The following is a 16,582-nucleotide window of genomic DNA, read 5'->3' on the forward strand; positions in this document are numbered from 1 at the left end:
CGGCAGTTCCGTGGTCCCCTCCCGGCGAGGTGATCGACGCCTCCGGCCTGCGCGGCGAAAACCCGTTTGTACGACAGCGGCCCGCCGTCTAGCTTCGGGACATCGGCATGTAGCTCAGCAGCAGAGCACCGGGCTCTTCACCCGGAGGGCGCGGGGGCGGAACCCGCCATGCCGGCTATGAAGGACGACGCTGAGCAGCAGCACCTCGCGCAGGCGAACCCCGGATACGCGGCCGGTCAGCTGGCCGCCGCGTTCCGTACGGCCGCCACCCACCCGGACCCCGAGACCCGCCGCCGTGGCGAGGAACGCGGCCGCAGGTGGCGTGCGGTCCTGGACGGGATGGCGAGCGGCCGGCTGACGATCGGCTCCCGCACCCCCGTCGCCGGACTGCCCGCCTGGGTCACGCCCGAGGTGGTGCGCGGCGGCTTCGCCACCGGCCGGCCGAGCGCCGGCGGTCCCCTGCTCGCCCACGAGATCGCCGCCGCCCGCCGGGCCGGCGTCCGGGAGGAGCGGCAGGCGCTGTTCGCCTCCTTCCTGACCGAGGAGGGACTCGCGCAGCTCTACGGCCTTCTCGACAGCGGCCGTTACGAGGTGACCGTGCCGGAGGAGGCCGCCCTGCTCACCGTGGCCTGGCTGGTCCGGGCCGGGGAGACGGACGCGGCACTGGACCTGGTCGAGGAGCTGGCCCCGTTCGCGGACCGGCTGCGGTTCTGCCCGCGGCCGGCCGACCGGCCCGCGCCCCGGCCCGACGCCGTGCACCGCTCCACCGTCGCCGACGCCCGTGCGGCGCTCGCCCGCCGGCAGCCCAGCACGGCCGTCGAGACCCAGCGCGAGGCCCTGGCCGTCTGGCAGCCCTTCGGCGACGAACTGCTGCGGCACTGGCTGGAGGTGACGGACGAGCACGGGTACGTCCGCCTCCCGCGCGCCACCGACGGCGACTGGCACGCCCGTTCGGCCGCACTGCTGCGGCGCTACCGCGAACTGGCCCGGCGCCACACCCACTGCACCAAGCACCGCAAGCCCAAGGAGAACCTGGGCATCCTGTGCGGGGCGCTGGCGGAGGTCGTCGCCGGGAGGGAGCCGGCACCGCGGCGGCTCGGGCTGGTGCGGCACGCCGTCGCGTCCATGGTCCGGCGGCGCGGCCTGCCCGGTTCCGCGGAGCACACCGCACTGCGCCGGGCGCAGGCCGCCCAGGCCGCACTGCCCTCGCACCATGCGGTGGCCCGTGTGGTGCTGGAGCGGCTGTCCGGCCTGCCCGGGGACGACGGGGTGAGCGATGTCGCGGCGGCCGTCGCACCGGTGAGCGCCGAGGAGGCCGCCGCCACGGCCGTGCCGGACGCGACGGGGGTACGCGGCAGCACCGGTGTGCCCGGCGGCGCAGGTGTGCCCGGCGGCGCCGCTGTGCCGGTGGGCGCGGTGATTCCGCCGGCCGTGCGCCGGCCGGTCGAGGCGGCGCTGAGCGCACCTGTCGGGACGCTCGTGGACCGCGGTGTCGTACCCTCGGCGGAGGTCCTTGCCGAGCTGGTCCCCCAGCTGGTCGCCGCCACCACCGCCGCGGCCCACCGTGAACCGGCTCTTCGCTCGCTGGCCGCCGCGAACTACCGGGCGTTCCGCAACCGCCGCTCCCTGCTGCTGCTCAACCTTGAGCGGCAGATACGGGTGGAGGAGCTCCCCTGGGTCCGGGCCGTCGCCGCCCACCGGACGGACGCCGGGGCGGACGAGGTGGCGGCCGCCGCGCTGCGCGAGCTGGGCGGGCTCGCGGTGCGGGCCTTCCCCGGCACGATCCTGCCCAACCCGCTGATCCGCGAGCTGTCCGTGCTCGCCCGCCAGGCCGAGCTGGGGGCGCCCTTCACCGAGGAACTCGCGGCGGACATCTTCATGGGCACCTTCAGCCCGAAGTTCCTGACGGCCGCGCGGGTCGCGGCCGAACTTCTCCACGGCTCCCTCTACGAGCGGTACTACGCGATCGACTACCGGGCGCTGCGCAACCTCGCGATCGTGGAGGCGGGGAACACGGCGCTGCGCTCCCCTGGGCCGTTCCCGTCCGGCGGGGCGCATACGTCGCCCGGCTTCGCCGCGCTGTGCCAACAGCGGGCGGAACGGTTCGCGCCGGGCGCGGGGACATCCACCTCCTGGGTCGCCCGGAACGGGACGGTCATCGAGCAGGCGCAGATCCTCACCACCCACAACCTGGCCACGCTCGTGCACCGGGCGGGCATCGAACCCGGCATCGGCTGGGACGAGCTGGCGCTGCGCTGCTTCGGCACCGTGTGCCGGCTCACCGGGCAGGTGCAGCACCACCCGCGCCCGCTCGGCACCGTCAAGGACGTCGCCTACGCCTGGCGGCAGATGGTGTTCTTCCTGTCGCTGTGCCCACCGGACGCCCAGCGGCGCACCGTCGGCCGCCTGGCCGAGGAGACCGCCCGTCGGCCCTGGCATGTCGCGGGACGTCTCGCCCCGGCCCTCACCGGCCTGAGCCAAGCCCTGGCCGGCACCCCGGCCGACGCGGGCACGGGCCGACGCCTGCTGGGCTGGAGCACCGGTGGCCACTGGTTCCGCGTGGAGCCCGCGCCTCGGGGCTGAGCGAGGGGGCGGCCGCGAGCCTGTCGCGCTCGCCCCCTCGGGGTGGTGCGGTGTTACCGCCTCACGCCCAGGTGATCAGCCGCTTGGGCTGCTCCAGGATCGCCGCCACGTCGGCGAGGACCTTGGAGCCCAGCTCACCGTCGACCAGGCGGTGGTCGAAGGAGAGGGCCAGGGTGGTGACCTGGCGCGGCTTGACCTTGCCCTTGTGGACCCACGGCTGGAGCTTGATCGCGCCGACCGCGAGGATCGCCGACTCGCCGGGGTTCAGGATCGGCGTGCCGGTGTCGACGCCGAAGACACCGACGTTGGTGATGGTCACCGTGCCGCCCTGCATGGCGGCCGGGGAGGTCTTGCCCTCGCGGGCCGTCGTCACCAGCTCGCCCAGCGCGGCGGCCAGCTGCGGCAGGGTCTTGTCGTGCGCGTCCTTGATGTTCGGCACGATCAGGCCGCGCGGGGTGGCCGCGGCGATGCCCAGGTTGACGTAGTGCTTCTGCACGATCTCCTGGTTGGCCTCGTCCCAGGACGCGTTGACCTCGGGGTTGCGCTTGATGGCGACCAGCAGGGCCTTGGCGATGACGAGGAGGGGGCTGACGCGCAGGCCCTGGAACTCCTTGTCCTGCTTCAGCTCCTCGACCAGGTTCATCGTGCGGGTCACGTCCACCGTCACGAACTCCGTGACATGCGGGGCGGTGAACGCCGAGCCGATCATGGCCTGCGCCGTCGCCTTGCGGACGCCCTTGACCGGGATCCGGGTCTCGCGTGCCGTGTCGTACGACGTGACCGCCGGCGCCGGAGCGGCCGGGGCGGGGGTGACCGGCGCCGCCGGGGCGGCCGGCTCCGCGGTCCTCGGCACGGCCGCCGCATGGACGTCCTCGCGCGTGATGATGCCGTCCGGGCCGGACGGGACCACGGTGGCCAGGTCGACACCGAGGTCCTTGGCCAGCTTGCGCACCGGCGGCTTGGCCAGCGGGCGGTCCTGCGGCACGGCACTGTGGCCGTTCAGCTCCTTCTGGAGCGCCTGCGCGGCCGCCGGGACGGTGACCTCGGGGCCCTTGCGGGGGCGGCGCTTGGTGGCGGAGGCGGCCACGCCGTAGCCGACCAGGACCGGCTTGCGGCCCTCGGGCTTGGGCTCCTCCGCCGGTGCCGCGGGCTCCGCGGCGGGCTGGGCGGCGGGCTGGGCGGCGGGTGCCTGCGCCGGGGCGGCGCCCGCGACCTCCACGGCGATGATCGAGGTGCCCACGTCCACCGTGGTGCCCTCGGGGAAGTGGAGTGCGCGGACCACGCCGTCGTAGGGGATGGGGAGTTCGACGGCCGCCTTGGCGGTCTCGACCTCGCACACCACCTGGCCGTCGGTGACCGTGTCGCCGGGCTGGACGTACCACTTGAGGATCTCGGCCTCGGTGAGGCCCTCGCCCACGTCCGGCATCTTGAACTCGCGTACGGACGCTTCCGTCATCGTCGTCACGACCCTCTCCCTCAGTACGCCAGCGAGCGGTCGACGGCGTCGAGCACGCGGTCCAGGTCCGGCAGGTAGTCCTCCTCCAGACGCGCCGGCGGGTACGGGGCGTGGTAGCCGCCGACCCGGAGCACCGGGGCCTCCAGGTGGTAGAAGCAGCGCTCGGTGATCCGCGCGGCGATCTCCGCGCCGGAGCCGAAGAAGACCGGCGCCTCGTGGACGACGACCAGACGGCGGGTCTTCTGCACCGAGCTCTGGAGGGTGTCGAAGTCGAGCGGCGAGACCGAGCGGAGGTCCACGACCTCCAGGTTCTTGCCCTCCTCGGCGGCCGCGGCGGCGGCCTCCTGGCAGAGCTTCACCATCGGGCCGTAGGCCGCCAGGGTCAGGTCGGTGCCCTCGCGGACGACCTGCGCCTTGTGCAGCGGGGCCGGGATGGCCTCGGTGTCGACCTCGGCCTTGTCCCAGTAGCGGCGCTTGGGCTCGAAGTAGATCACCGGATCGTCGCTCTGGATGGCCTGCTGCATCATCCAGTAGGCGTCCGAGGCGTTGGACGGAGAGACGATCTTCAGGCCGGCGACGTGCGCGAACAGGGCCTCGGGGGACTCCGAGTGGTGCTCGACCGCGCCGATGCCGCCGCCGTAGGGGATGCGGACCACGACCGGCATCTTGACCTTGCCCAACGAGCGCGCGTGCATCTTGGCGAGCTGGGTGACGATCTGGTCGTACGCCGGGAAGACGAAGCCGTCGAACTGGATCTCCACCACCGGGCGGTAGCCGCGCAGGGCCAGGCCGATCGCGGTGCCGACGATGCCGGACTCGGCGAGCGGGGTGTCGATGACCCGGCTCTCGCCGAAGTCCTTCTGGAGGCCGTCGGTCACCCGGAAGACACCGCCGAGCTTGCCGACGTCCTCGCCCATGACGAGGACCTTGGGGTCCGTCTCCAGGGCGCGGCGCAGCGACTCGTTGATGGCCTTGGCCATCGCCATCTTCTCGGCCATCTCAGTGACCCCCTTCTGCGTCCGCGAACGACGCCTGGTAGGCGGCGAACTGGGCTCGCTCCTCGTCGACGAGCGCGTGCCCGTCCGCGTACACGTTCTCGAAGATGGCGAAGTGGTCCGGGTCGGGCATGGCGCGGACCGCTTCGCGCACTCGCCTGCCCAACGCTTCGGACTCGTCCTCGAGTTCCGCGAAGAATCCCTCGTCCGCGTGGTTTGCGGCTTCCAGGTAGCGGCGAAGGCGCAGGATCGGGTCCTTGGCCTCCCAGGACAGACGCTCCTCGTCGCCGCGGTAGCGGCTGGGGTCGTCGGAGGTGGTGTGGGCGCCCATGCGGTAGGTGTACGCCTCGACCAGGGTGGGGCCCTCGCCGCTGCGGGCGCGCTCCAGCGCCCACTTGGTGACCGCGAGGCAGGCCAGGACGTCGTTGCCGTCGACGCGGACGCCGGGGAAGCCGTAGCCCTGGGCGCGCTGGTAGAGCGGGACGCGGGTCTGCTTCTCGGTGGGCTCGGAGATCGCCCACTGGTTGTTCTGGCAGAAGAACACGACGGGCGCGTTGTAGACCGCGGAGAAGGTGAACGATTCGGCCACGTCGCCCTGGCTGGAGGCGCCGTCGCCGAAGTAGGCGATGACGGCCGAGTCCGCGCCGTCCTTGGCGACGCCCATGGCGTAGCCGGTGGCGTGCAGCGTCTGCGAGCCGATGACGATCGTGTACAGGTGGAAGTTGTTGCCGTTCGGGTCCCAGCCGCCGTTGTTCACGCCGCGGAACATGCCGAGCAGGTTGGTCGGGTCGACCCCGCGGCACCAGGCGACGCCGTGCTCGCGGTAGGTCGGGAAGACGTAGTCGTCGTCGCGCAGCGCGCGGCCGGAGCCGATCTGGGCGGCCTCCTGGCCGAGCAGGGACGCCCACAGGCCCAGTTCGCCCTGGCGCTGAAGGGCCGTGGCCTCGGCGTCGAAGCGGCGGGTGAGCACCATGTCGCGGTACAGCCCGCGCAGGTCTTCGGGGGTGATACCGGCGACGTAGGAGTCGTACTCGGCGTTCTTGACCCGCTTGCCCTCGGGGGTCAGGAGCTGTACCAGCTCCGGCCCGGTGCTCTGGGCGGTGGTGCGGTTGCTACGGGTGGTGCGCTTGGTGCCGGTGGCCCCGGACGTCTTCCCGGCGGTACCGGTCTTGTCGCCGGTGGTGCCGGCCTTGCCTGCGGCGGTGCGTCGCGGCTTGCGCGCGGCACTGCTCTCCACGGTCACGTGTGCTCCTCCGTCGTTCCGGCCCCCGGGGTTGCCGGTAGGCCAGTGCGGCTCACCTGTTCGACCACGGGGCACGGGGTGGGTGCCACTCGGCCGGGAACAGGCGTGACAGGTGCCCCGGCGAGCGCCCTGCAACCATTACGTTACCCAGTGCTTCACAATTCTGTGAAACCCCACCTGACCTGCGATTTTGCTTGGATTTCCAAGTAAATCGGGGTGGTGTGCAAGCGTGCTGGTCACAGCCTTGTCGCGGCCGGAACATGCGCACGTTATCCCGCTCACCCAGCTCACGGGAAGAGTTTGCGTGCGAGACCGGTTCGCCGCGCCAAGACCGAAAAATCATGGCAATCCTCCCTAGCGGGGTGTCCCGCCGAGAAGACGATCAAGAATTCCTGTGCGGCCGGATGTAGCCCGAATGCAGGCACAAAAGAGCGGAAGCCACGGAAACATTTGATAAAGCCCGCCGCATGACCGAAAGCGATCACCAGCGACTGTCTGTGATAACCCGCAGCTCACAGGCCTCTTTTCGTGCCCTAGCATCTGCCGCGTGCCGCGCTCTTGTGTACCACCCGCCGTGCCCCACGCGCCCCCTCTCGGCCCCTTGCTGCACCTGTACGCCGCTGGTACGGCCCTCACCTGTGAACCGGTCGAACAGGGGCTGCTGAACCGCGGCTACCGGCTCTGCACCACCCGCGGCCGCTACTTCCTCAAGCACCACTTCGACCCGGACACCGCCGATCCGACCGCCATCGAACGCCGGCACCGCGCCACCCAGCGCCTCGCCGACCTCGGCGTCCCGGTCGCCGTGCCGCTCACCCACCGCGAGGGCCGCACCGTCGCCGTCATCGGCGGCCACGCCTACGCCCTGCACCCGTGGATCGACGGCAGACACCGCCACGGCGGCCAGCTCACCCGTGGGGAGAGCGCACGCCTCGGCGCGCTCCTGGGTGCCGTGCACGCCTGTCTGGAGCGCGTGATGCCGCCGAAGGGGCGCACCCGCCCGGCCACCAGCCCCCACCCGGTGGAGAGCGCCGACCCGGCCGACACCCTCACCGTCATCGACGGCCTGCTCGCGCACGTCGACCGCCACCGCCCCGCGGACGCCTTCGACGAACTGGCCCGGCACCGGCTCCAGGAGCGCCGCGCCCTGCTGGAGCAGCACGCCGACCGGCGCCCGCCGCGCGGCGCCTCGGTGGGCTGGGTGCACGGCGACTTCCACCCGTTCAACCTGCTCTACACCGACGACGACGCACCGGCGGCGATCGTCGACTGGGACCGGCTCGGCGTGCAGCCGCGCGCGGAGGAGGCCGTACGCGCCGCCGCGATCTTCTTCGTACGGCCGGCGGGCACGCTGGACCTGCCGAAAGTGCGCGCCTACGCGCGCGCGTACCGGCGCGCGGCCGGTGCGGCGCCCTCGGAGCTGGCGGCGGCCGTGCACCGGGTGTGGTGGGAGCGGCTGAACGACTTCTGGATGCTGCGCTGGCACTACGAACGCGGCGACACGCGCGCGGACTGCCAGTTCCCGGCCGCGTCGGCGCTCGTGGTGTGGTGGACACGCGCGTACGACGCGGTGTGCGAGGCGTTCACCGGCTGACGGCGACCGCCCTCAGGGCGACGTCCCGCGGGGCGAGGGGGTGCCCGGCGGGACGGTCGCCGTGGGTGACCTTCAAGGACCGGTGTCGCCCGTGGTGCCGTCCGTGGCCCCGGTGTCCGTGCCGCCGCCGACCGTGGTGCCGGTGTCCGTGCCGCCGCCGTCCGTGGTGCCGGTGTCGGTGCCGCCGTCCACGGTGCCCGTGCCGGTGCCGCCGTCCGTCGGGCTGGTGGGCGGCGACTGCGAGGTCTGCGGGTCCGTGGGCGCGGTGGACGGGTCGGTGGTGTCCGGCTGCGACGGGGTGTCCGACGGCGAGGGCGTCGGCGACGTCCAGTGGGAGCCGGAGCCGGCGTCCGAGCCGGTGCCCGTGCCGGTGTCCGAGGTCTGGCCGGCGCCGTCGTCGGACGGGGTCGGCGAGTCGGTCTTGTGGTCCGTGGACTTCGAGTGGGTCGTCGTCGGCTTGGTGTCCGTGCCGGGGCTGTGGGTGGTGCCCGTGTTCTTGAGCGCCAGCGCCACACCCGCCGCGATGGCGATCACCGCGAGGACGGCGAGCACCCAGAGCTTGCCGCGGCCGCTGCCCCTGTTGCCGTGCCCCTCGAAGCCGCCGTCGTCACCATTGCCGTAGCCCTGCGGCAGGACCGACTGCGGGATCTGCGCGGTGCCGGCGCCGTCCATGGGGTGCGGCATCGCGGTCGTGCCCGCGAAGCCGCCCGCCGGCGTGTGCCGGCCGTCGTGCGCCTCCACCGGGCCGGTGTTCCAGGTGCCGGTGTAGCCGCCCTGGTCGTACAGCATCTGCACGCCGTACTGGACCAGGCCGCGCATCTCCTCGGCCGTCTGGAACCGGTCGTCCGGCTCCTTGGCGAGCGAGCGCATGACCAGGCCGTCCAGCTCCGGCGGGCAGCCCTCGGAGACCTGCGACGGCGGCACCGGCATGTCCTGGACGTGCTGGTAGACCACCGACAGCGGGGTCTCGCCGGTGAACGGCGGCCGCAGCGCGAGGAGTTCGTACAGCAGACAGCCGGTCGCGTACAGGTCGGAGCGGTGGTCGACGGCCTTGCCGAGCGCCTGCTCCGGCGAGAGGTACTGCGGCGTGCCCATGACCATGCCGGTCTGGGTCATCGTCGTGGACGCGCCGTGCAGGGCGCGGGCGATGCCGAAGTCCATCACCTTGACCGCGCCGCTGTGCGTGATGATGACGTTGGCCGGCTTGATGTCACGGTGCACGATGCCGTGCTGGTGCGAGTAGGCGAGCGCCTCCAGCACCCCGGAGACGATGATCAGCGCCTGCTCCGGGCCCGGCGCGTCGGCGGTCATCAGCAGGTCGCGGATGGTGCGGCCCTCGACCAGCTCCATCACGATGTACGGCACGGACTGGCCGCCGACGACGTCCTCGCCGGAGTCGTACACGGCGACGATCGCGTGGTGGTTGAGGCCCGCGACCGACTGCGCCTCACGGGTGAAGCGGGCCTTGGAGACCGGGTCCTCGGCGAGATCCGCGCGGAGCAGCTTCACCGCGACGGTACGGCCCAGACGGACGTCCTCGGCGGCGAACACCTCGGCCATGCCGCCCCGGCCCAGCCGGTGCGTGAGCCGGTACCGGCCGTCGCCGACGAGCCCGCCGTTGCCCCACATCTCCGGCGCGTCCGACATGCCGCCGCCAGTCGCCTCGGGGTCGGACGGGCCCTGGGCGCGCTGCGTCTGTGCCATCAGTCCTCGCCGTCGTTTCTGCCCGCGGTGCGCGCGGTGTTGTCACGGTCTCCGTCGGCCACGCTACAGCCTCCGTCGGGCCCGCCGGTCCGGAACCGGAACCGGGACCGGCCCGGCGCCGGACCGGCCATCAAACCTTTAGCACGCGCTGTCGTGCAAATTCTGTGTGCCGGTCGTACGCCCCCTGTAACGCTTGCGCGACGCTTCTTTCGCGTACGGTCACGGAACGGGCACCGAGCTTGACGTGTCAGTGGCCTGGGGCAGACTTGGCCGGTAATGACACATTCGATCAAGGCCTGCGCGGCCGGCGTCTGATCAGCAGCGGATACGACGCGATCGACGACGGCGCCGGACGGGCAGTGGGGGACGCGGAGACATGAGCCAGGACGGCGCACACGGCCGGTACGCGGGGCAGGGCCTGGCCGGCGGCCGCTACCAGCTGCGCGACTTGCTCGGCGAAGGCGGCATGGCCTCGGTGCACCTGGCGTACGACGCCGTGCTCGACCGCCAGGTCGCGATCAAGACGCTCCATACGGAACTCGGCCGGGAGCAGGCCTTCCGCGAGCGCTTTCGCCGCGAGGCGCAGGCCGTGGCGAAGCTCACGCACACCAACATCGTCTCCGTCTTCGACACGGGCGAGGACGAGCTGGACGGCATGGCGATGCCGTACATCGTCATGGAGTACGTCGAGGGCCGCCCGCTGGGCTCGGTCCTCGAGGAGGACATCCGGCAGTACGGCGCCATGCCCGCGGACAAGGCCCTGAAGGTCACCGCGGACGTGCTCGCGGCGCTGGAGATCAGCCACGAGGCGGGGCTGGTCCACCGCGACATCAAGCCGGGCAACGTGATGGTGACCAAGCGCGGCGTGGTCAAGGTGATGGACTTCGGCATCGCCCGCGCCATGCAGTCCGGTGTCACCTCGATGACCCAGACCGGCATGGTCGTCGGCACCCCGCAGTACCTCTCGCCGGAGCAGGCGCTCGGCCGGGGCGTGGACGCCCGCTCCGACCTGTACTCGGTCGGCATCATGCTGTTCCAGCTGGTCACCGGGCGGCTGCCGTTCGACGCGGACTCGCCGCTGGCGATCGCGTACGCGCATGTGCAGGAGGAGCCGGTCGCGCCCTCCTCGATCAACCGCTCCCTGCCGGCCGCCATGGACGCGCTCGTCGCCCGCGCGCTGAAGAAGAACCCGAACGAGCGCTTCCCGACCGCCGAGGCCATGCGGGACGAGTGCCTGCGGATCGCCGCGTCCTTCCAGGCGGCCCCGCCGAGCATCGTGCCGGGCGCCGGGCCGCAGCAGAGCGGTTCGGGCGTGGGCTCCGCGGTGTTCCCGCCGGTCGGGCAGGCGGCCCAGACGGCCCCCGGGCCGGTGCAGACGCCGTACCAGCCGGGTCCGTACGGCCCGCAGACGCCCGCCCCGGCCGCGCACACCCCCGCGCCGGCCTACGGCTATCCGCAGCAGGCCCAGCAGACAGCGCCCCCGGTCGGCTACGGCCCGCAGGGCGCCGCGACCCCGCCGCCGTACACGATCTCGCCCCAGCCGGCCACGCAGACCGCGGGGCGCTCCGGCGGCTCTGGCGGGAAGAGCAACAAGCCGGTGATCATCGGCTCGATCGCGGTGTCGCTCGTCGCCGTCGTCGGTCTGATCGTCGCCATGTCGCTGAGCAGCCACAGCGACGACACCGGCGGGGGCGGCGGGGCCAGCGCCAGCGCCAGCACCTCGACGTCCTCCGCGCACCGGTCGGGCTACCGCCCCCCGGACCGCTCCAAGGTGATCGACAAGACCCAGTGCACGGAGCCCACCAAGGCGTGGGACGACGCGAGCAAGATCGAACTGCCCGACTTCCGGTACAAGGACATCAACTCCGTGAAGGCCTGCTTCCAGGCCGCGGGCTGGATGATGAACATCAAGAAGGTGGACAACAACACCTGGGGTGACGGCACCGTGCTGGACCAGTTCCCGTCCCAGGGATCGGACGTCGACAAGAAGGACCCGGGCACCATCGAGCTGAGCGTGTCGACGGGCAACCCGCCGCAGTGACGCGCACGCGCTGACGAAGGGGCCCGGCGGTCGTCCGCCGGGCCCCTTCTCATGCGGTGTGATCTCGGATGTCGTGCTGACGGTCTACAGGTACGGCCCGCCCGAGCGGCCACCGGCGCGGGGGTCGTCCCCGCCCTCGTGGCTCATGCCCGGCGGCAGCGCGCGGCGCATCTGCTCCAACTGGGCCCGCGCGGCCATCTGCTGGGCGAACAGCGTGGTCTGGATCCCGTGGAACAGACCCTCCAGCCAGCCCACCAACTGTGCCTGGGCGATCCGCAGTTCCGCGTCGCTGGGGGTGGTGTCGTCGTTGAACGGCAGGGACAGCCGCTCGAGCTCCTCGACCAGCTCCGGCGCCAGGCCGTCCTCCAGCTCCTTCACCGAGCTGTGGTGGATCTCCTTCAGCCGGGCCCGGCTGGCCTCGTCGAGAGGAGCCGCGCGCACCTCCTCCAGGAGCTGCTTGATCATGCTGCCGATCCGCATGACCTTGGCCGGCTGCTCGACCTGCTCCGTCACCGGGGTCTCGCGGGATTCCTCGTCCCCGCCGCCGAGTGCCATCCCGTCCTGGCCCACGACGAGGATCTGGGGATTCTCCGGCGACCGTTCGTTCCTCGGCATCTCCATGCCGCCATTCTCTCGCACCAGTACACCTCATCACCGTGGTGCCCCCTCGCGGGACTGATCCACCGTTTAGACCTGACGGAGCAACCCAAAATGCCCTGTTGAGTCATGAATGTGAGGCTTGTTCTCTCGTTATCCATCGATTACGGCCCCTGGGCTCCGGGAGGTCACCGACGTGACTCCAAGGCAGCGACTCACCTTCCACCGCGTACGGCTGCTGCTCGCCCTCACGGCGACCCTGGCGGCGTACACCGCCACCCCCGCCTGCGCCGCGCCCGTACACGCCCCGGAGCCCGGTCCCACGCACCTCTTCGGCTCCGGGCATCCGGCCGCCTCGGGCTCCCCCGGCCATGTCCGGCAGGACACCCGGCAGCACGGGCGGCCGCACGATGCCACGCCGGACGCTCCCGTGGCATCGGCCGGCGCGACGGACGCGCCGGGCCAGGAGCCGCCCGCTCCCGCCGAGGCGTCGCCCGTGGTCATGCCCTCCGACTCCGCCTCCGCCTCGTTCCGGCCCGCGGACCCCGATCCGTCCCGGGCGGGGAGCCTGGCGGGACAGGGGCGGATGCGTCCAGGCCGGCCGGACGGGCCCGCCGCCGAGGTGGAGGGCGACGACGACGCCGTACCCACACAGCCGCCCGACCCCGCCGCCATACCGGAGGAGCCGGAGACCGCGGATCCCGCCGGGCAGTCACCGGCGGCCTCGCAGCCGCCGGAGGAGGCCGGCCTCGACCCCGCCCGTCCCCCGCTGCGGCCGGCCCCCACCCAGAACGCCGCCCAGCAGAGCCAGGACGCCGGCGAGCCGGTGCTGGACATCCTTCCGCTGGGCAGCGGCCTGGTCTTCATCGGCCTGGGCCTCGGCCTGGCCTTCCTGGGCCTGCGGCTGCGCAAGAGCTGAGACGCGCCTACGCCCGCGGCCCGGCCCTCGCCCGGACGGGGCTACGGCGCGACCAGCAGCACCTTGCCGATATGGCCGCTGGCCTCCACCACACGGTGTGCCTCCGCCGCCTGCTCCATCGGCAGCTCACGGTCCACGACCGCCCGGACGTGCCCGGCCTCGACCAGCGGCCACACATGCTCCCGCACCGCCGCCACGATCGCCGCCTTCTCGTCCAGCGGCCGCGCCCGCAGCGACGTCGCGCTGATCGCGGCCCGCTTGCCGAGCAGCATGCCGAGATTCAGCTCGCCCTTGACCCCGCCCTGGAGCCCGATGATCGAGAGCCGGCCGTTGACGGCGAGGGCCTGGACGTTGCGGTCCAGGTACTTGGCGCCCATGTTGTCGAGGATGACATCGGCACCCGCCCCGCCCGTGGCCTGCCGGATCTCCTCGACGAAGTCCTGCTCCCGGTAGTTGACGAGGATGTCCGCGCCCAGCTCGGCGCAGCGCTCCAGCTTCTCCTTGGTGCCGGCGGTCACCGCGACCTTGGCGCCGACGGCCTTCGCCAGCTGGATCGCCATGGTCCCGATGCCGCTGGAGCCGCCGTGCACCAGCAGGGTCTCCCCGGGCCGCAGATGGGAGACCATGAACACGTTGGACCAGACGGTGCAGACCACTTCGGGCAGTGCGGCGGCCTGCTTCAGGCCGACGCCCTCGGGCACGGGCAGCAGCTGCCCGGCCGGTACGGCGACCTTCTGGGCGTAGCCGCCGCCCGCGAGCAGCGCGCACACCGTGTCGCCCACGGCCCAGCCGGACACCCCGGGGCCGAGTGCGGCGATGGTGCCGGAGCACTCCAGGCCGGGGTAGGAGGAGGCGCCGGGCGGCGGGTTGTAGAAGCCCTGGCGCTGCATGATGTCGGCGCGGTTGACGGCGCTGGCCGCCACCTCGACCAGCACCTCGCCCTCGCCGGGCACCGGATCGGGAACCTCTTCCCACACCAGCACGTCAGGATCGCCGAATTCGGGAATCGTGATCGCATACATGCCCGTGACGCTACTCCGCCTCCGGGCCCGTCACCCGTGTCGCGCGGGACGGGTGTCCGAGGTCACCCGGGTGCCGGGCGCGCCATGGGCGATGGCGTCATGGCCCGTTGTTTCACGTGAAACACACCCCGATTCCGCCGGTCGCCCAGGGCAGGTCCAGCAGTTCCGTCTCCGCGCCCTGCCGTGCTCCGCCCGGCGGTACGACGGCCAGCGCGTCGGCGGCGGCGATGCCCCGGAGCATGGCGGGGCCGTTGTAGTGCAGCGGTACGGCGCGGTCGCCGCGCAGCGTCACCGGGATGAGCCGGGTGTCGTACGGGTGGCCCTGCACCGCCTCCCTCAACGGCAGTGTGTACGGCTCGGGGGCCGGGTGGGCGGCCAGGGTCCGCAGCAGCGGCTCGGCGAGGGTCAGCAGGCCGGAGACGGCCGCGAGGGGGTTGCCGGGCAGACCCACGAGGTGCTGGTCGTCCTTGGTGCGGGCGAGCAGCATGGGGTGGCCGGGCCGCACCTTGACGCCGTCGACGAGGAGTTCGGCGCCGATGCGTTCCAGCGTGGGGTGGACGTGGTCGACGGGTCCGGCGGCGGTGCCGCCGGTGGTGACGATCAGGTCGGCGGTGGAGCCGGTGACCGCCTTGAGCAGCGCCCGGGCGTCGTCACCGATGCGGCGCACGGCGGTCACCTCGGCGCCGAGCGCGCGCAGCCAGGGCGGCAGCATCGGGCCGAGGGCGTCCCGGATCAGCCCGTCGTGCGGCAGTCCCTCGGTGAGCAACTCGTCGCCGAGGACGAGGACGTCGACGCGGGGGCGCGCGACGGCGGTGACGGTGTCGTAGCCGGCGGCCGCGGCGAGGCCCAGGACGGCGGGGGTGACCAGGGTGCCGGCGGGCAGCAACTGGTCGCCGCTGCGGCACTCCTGGCCGCGCGGGCGGATGTCCTGGCCGTGGACCATCTCCCGGGTGGGGTGCAGCCGTCCCTGGGCGTCGGTGTGGCCGTGCTCGGTACGCAGGACGCCGGTGGTGTCGGCGGGGATGCGGGCGCCGGTGGCGATCCGCACGGCCTCTCCGTCCGTGAGCGGCGCGGGCTGGGCGTGTCCGGCGAGCACCCCTTCGTCCCGTACCTGCCAGGGGCCGGGTCCGGCGACCGCCCAGCCGTCCATGGCGGAGGTGTCGAAGGAGGGCAGGTCGGTGAGCGCGTCGAGCGGGGTGGCCAGGACCAGGCCGAGCGCGTCGCCGAGCGGCACGGAGACGGGGGCGCGGCGGGCCCGGGTGCGGGCGGCCCGGGCGGCTGTCTCGCGGGCCTCGGGCCAGGGCGTGGCCCTGTGCCGTGCGGCCGCGCGCCGGTCGGGTGCGGGGGGTGCCGGGTCCGGGACGGGTCCGGCGTCGCCGGCGCCGGGTTCCCTGCCGGGCTGCGCGCCGGGGTTCCTGCCGGAGTCGTGGTCGGGGTCCTTTCCGGCTTCCCTCACGAGTGCCAGGGCCTCCTCGACGTCGAGGTCGTCGCTCTCCCCGGCGCGGGTTCCGGGGGCGGTCATCCGGCGTCCGGGGCGCCGGTGGCCCCGCTGCTCTCCGCTTCCCACCGCAGGGCCAGCGCGGTGGCCTTGCGGGCGGCCTCGGCCACGGCCTCGGGGCCGCCCTCGGCGCGTGCGGCGGCATAGCCGACGAGGAAGGTGGTCAGCGGGGCGGCGGGCCGGGCGACGCCGTGTGCGGCGTCCCGGGCCAGGTCGAGCAGGACGCCGGTGTCGACGTCCAGGTCGATGCCCAGCTCGTCCTTGACTGCGGAGATCCATTCATCCAACACGTGCCCATGCTCCCTGATGCGTGCCCTGGCGTTGACGATGTCGTCCCAGGTGTCGCAGTCGAAGGACGCGAGCGGGTCCGGGACACGGGTGAGGCGGAGGGCGCCGGTCAGCCGGCGCAGGGGAAGCCCGGTGAGGCCGTCGGGCGCGGCGGCGAGCGCGGTCAGCTCGTGGCGGAGGGCGGCGGTGCGGTAGGCGGCCACGAGCGGCTGGTCGCGGCCGCCCGCGTCGGTGAGCAGCGCGCCGTCGGCGCCGCTTTCCCGCACCGCGGTCAACAGGCGTTCCAGCACGGCCGGTACGAGGAAGGGCAGGTCGGCGGAGAGGACGACGGCGTACTCGGCCGTGGTGTGCCGCAGGCCCGCCTCCAGCGCGGCGACCGGGCCGGCGCCGGGCGAATCCTCGCGCGTCCAGCGCACCGCGCGGGCGGTGGGCCGGGGGGCGGCCACGACGACGGTCGTACCGGCGCCCGCGCAAGCCGCGAGCACCCGGTCGAGCAGCGTGCGGCCGCCGACGCGGACGGCCGGCTTGTCGGCCCCGCCGAGCCGCCGGGCGGCCCCGCCGGCCAGCACGACGGCGTCGTACGGCGCGGGGCCGGGGCCCGCGGGGGTGGCGGGGGCGGTGTCGGTCACCCTCCGAGTATGT

12 protein-coding genes and 1 tRNA gene are annotated in these 16,582 nt (G+C 73.2%); 5 read left to right on the plus strand and 8 right to left on the minus strand.

What is annotated here, in order from left to right:
* The first annotated feature begins 103 nt into the window (after positions 1-103).
* A tRNA-Lys gene (locus tag ACWCV9_RS20180) sits at positions 104-175 on the plus strand.
* Positions 176-177: 2 nt separating this feature from the next.
* Complete coding sequence (locus tag ACWCV9_RS20185; RefSeq protein WP_450788350.1) at positions 178-2,583, plus strand: hypothetical protein; 2,406 nt, start codon at positions 178-180, stop codon at positions 2,581-2,583.
* Between the two features lie 61 nt (positions 2,584-2,644).
* On the opposite strand, the gene ACWCV9_RS20190 is transcribed toward ACWCV9_RS20185, so the two are convergent.
* The 3 genes from ACWCV9_RS20190 to pdhA are packed head-to-tail and all read right to left on the minus strand — an operon-like array spanning position 2,645 to position 6,277.
* On the minus strand, positions 2,645-4,048 hold the full coding sequence (locus tag ACWCV9_RS20190; RefSeq protein ID WP_450788352.1) for a dihydrolipoamide acetyltransferase family protein: 1,404 nt from the start codon (positions 4,046-4,048) through the stop codon (positions 2,645-2,647).
* 11 nt (positions 4,049-4,059) lie between these two features.
* Positions 4,060-5,037 carry an alpha-ketoacid dehydrogenase subunit beta gene (locus ACWCV9_RS20195; RefSeq protein WP_450788354.1) on the minus strand — a complete coding sequence of 326 codons (978 nt, stop codon included), beginning with the start codon at positions 5,035-5,037 and terminating at the stop codon, positions 4,060-4,062.
* A gap of 1 nt (position 5,038) precedes the next feature.
* A complete protein-coding gene (gene pdhA, locus ACWCV9_RS20200) occupies positions 5,039-6,277 on the minus strand; it encodes a pyruvate dehydrogenase (acetyl-transferring) E1 component subunit alpha (protein ID WP_450788356.1) in 1,239 nt (412 codons plus the stop codon).
* A 574-nt stretch (positions 6,278-6,851) separates the two neighbouring features.
* Here pdhA and ACWCV9_RS20205 point away from each other — a divergent pair.
* The gene (locus ACWCV9_RS20205) at positions 6,852-7,871 is read left to right on the plus strand and encodes a phosphotransferase (RefSeq protein WP_450788443.1); all 1,020 of its coding nucleotides are present in this window, start codon (positions 6,852-6,854) and stop codon (positions 7,869-7,871) included.
* 72 nt (positions 7,872-7,943) lie between these two features.
* Here ACWCV9_RS20205 and ACWCV9_RS20210 read toward each other — a convergent pair whose 3' ends face one another.
* The gene (locus tag ACWCV9_RS20210) at positions 7,944-9,575 is read right to left on the minus strand and encodes a protein kinase domain-containing protein (protein WP_450788357.1); all 1,632 of its coding nucleotides are present in this window, start codon (positions 9,573-9,575) and stop codon (positions 7,944-7,946) included.
* A 376-nt stretch (positions 9,576-9,951) separates the two neighbouring features.
* On the opposite strand from ACWCV9_RS20210, the gene ACWCV9_RS20215 reads away from it, so the two are divergent.
* A complete protein-coding gene (locus tag ACWCV9_RS20215) occupies positions 9,952-11,616 on the plus strand; it encodes a protein kinase domain-containing protein (protein ID WP_450788359.1) in 1,665 nt (554 codons plus the stop codon).
* 84 nt (positions 11,617-11,700) lie between these two features.
* Here ACWCV9_RS20215 and ACWCV9_RS20220 read toward each other — a convergent pair whose 3' ends face one another.
* Positions 11,701-12,237: a bacterial proteasome activator family protein gene (locus tag ACWCV9_RS20220; protein ID WP_450788361.1), complete on the minus strand. Its 537-nt coding sequence runs from the start codon at positions 12,235-12,237 to the stop codon at positions 11,701-11,703.
* 172 nt (positions 12,238-12,409) lie between these two features.
* Between ACWCV9_RS20220 and ACWCV9_RS20225 the strand changes: the two genes are divergently transcribed.
* A complete protein-coding gene (locus ACWCV9_RS20225; RefSeq protein WP_450788363.1) occupies positions 12,410-13,132 on the plus strand; it encodes a hypothetical protein in 723 nt (240 codons plus the stop codon).
* Positions 13,133-13,173: 41 nt separating this feature from the next.
* On the opposite strand, the gene ACWCV9_RS20230 is transcribed toward ACWCV9_RS20225, so the two are convergent.
* The 3 genes from ACWCV9_RS20230 to ACWCV9_RS20240 form a co-directional block, all read right to left on the minus strand.
* A complete protein-coding gene (locus tag ACWCV9_RS20230) occupies positions 13,174-14,154 on the minus strand; it encodes an NAD(P)H-quinone oxidoreductase (RefSeq protein ID WP_450788365.1) in 981 nt (326 codons plus the stop codon).
* Positions 14,155-14,266: 112 nt separating this feature from the next.
* A complete protein-coding gene (locus ACWCV9_RS20235; protein WP_450788367.1) occupies positions 14,267-15,676 on the minus strand; it encodes a molybdopterin molybdotransferase MoeA in 1,410 nt (469 codons plus the stop codon).
* Positions 15,673-16,569 carry an NTP transferase domain-containing protein gene (locus tag ACWCV9_RS20240; protein ID WP_450788368.1) on the minus strand — a complete coding sequence of 299 codons (897 nt, stop codon included), beginning with the start codon at positions 16,567-16,569 and terminating at the stop codon, positions 15,673-15,675. Before ACWCV9_RS20240 ends, ACWCV9_RS20235 begins: the two co-directional genes overlap by 4 nt.
* Positions 16,570-16,582: the final 13 nt, after the last annotated feature.

It is taken from the genome of Streptomyces sp. NPDC001606 (genome assembly GCF_053596835.1).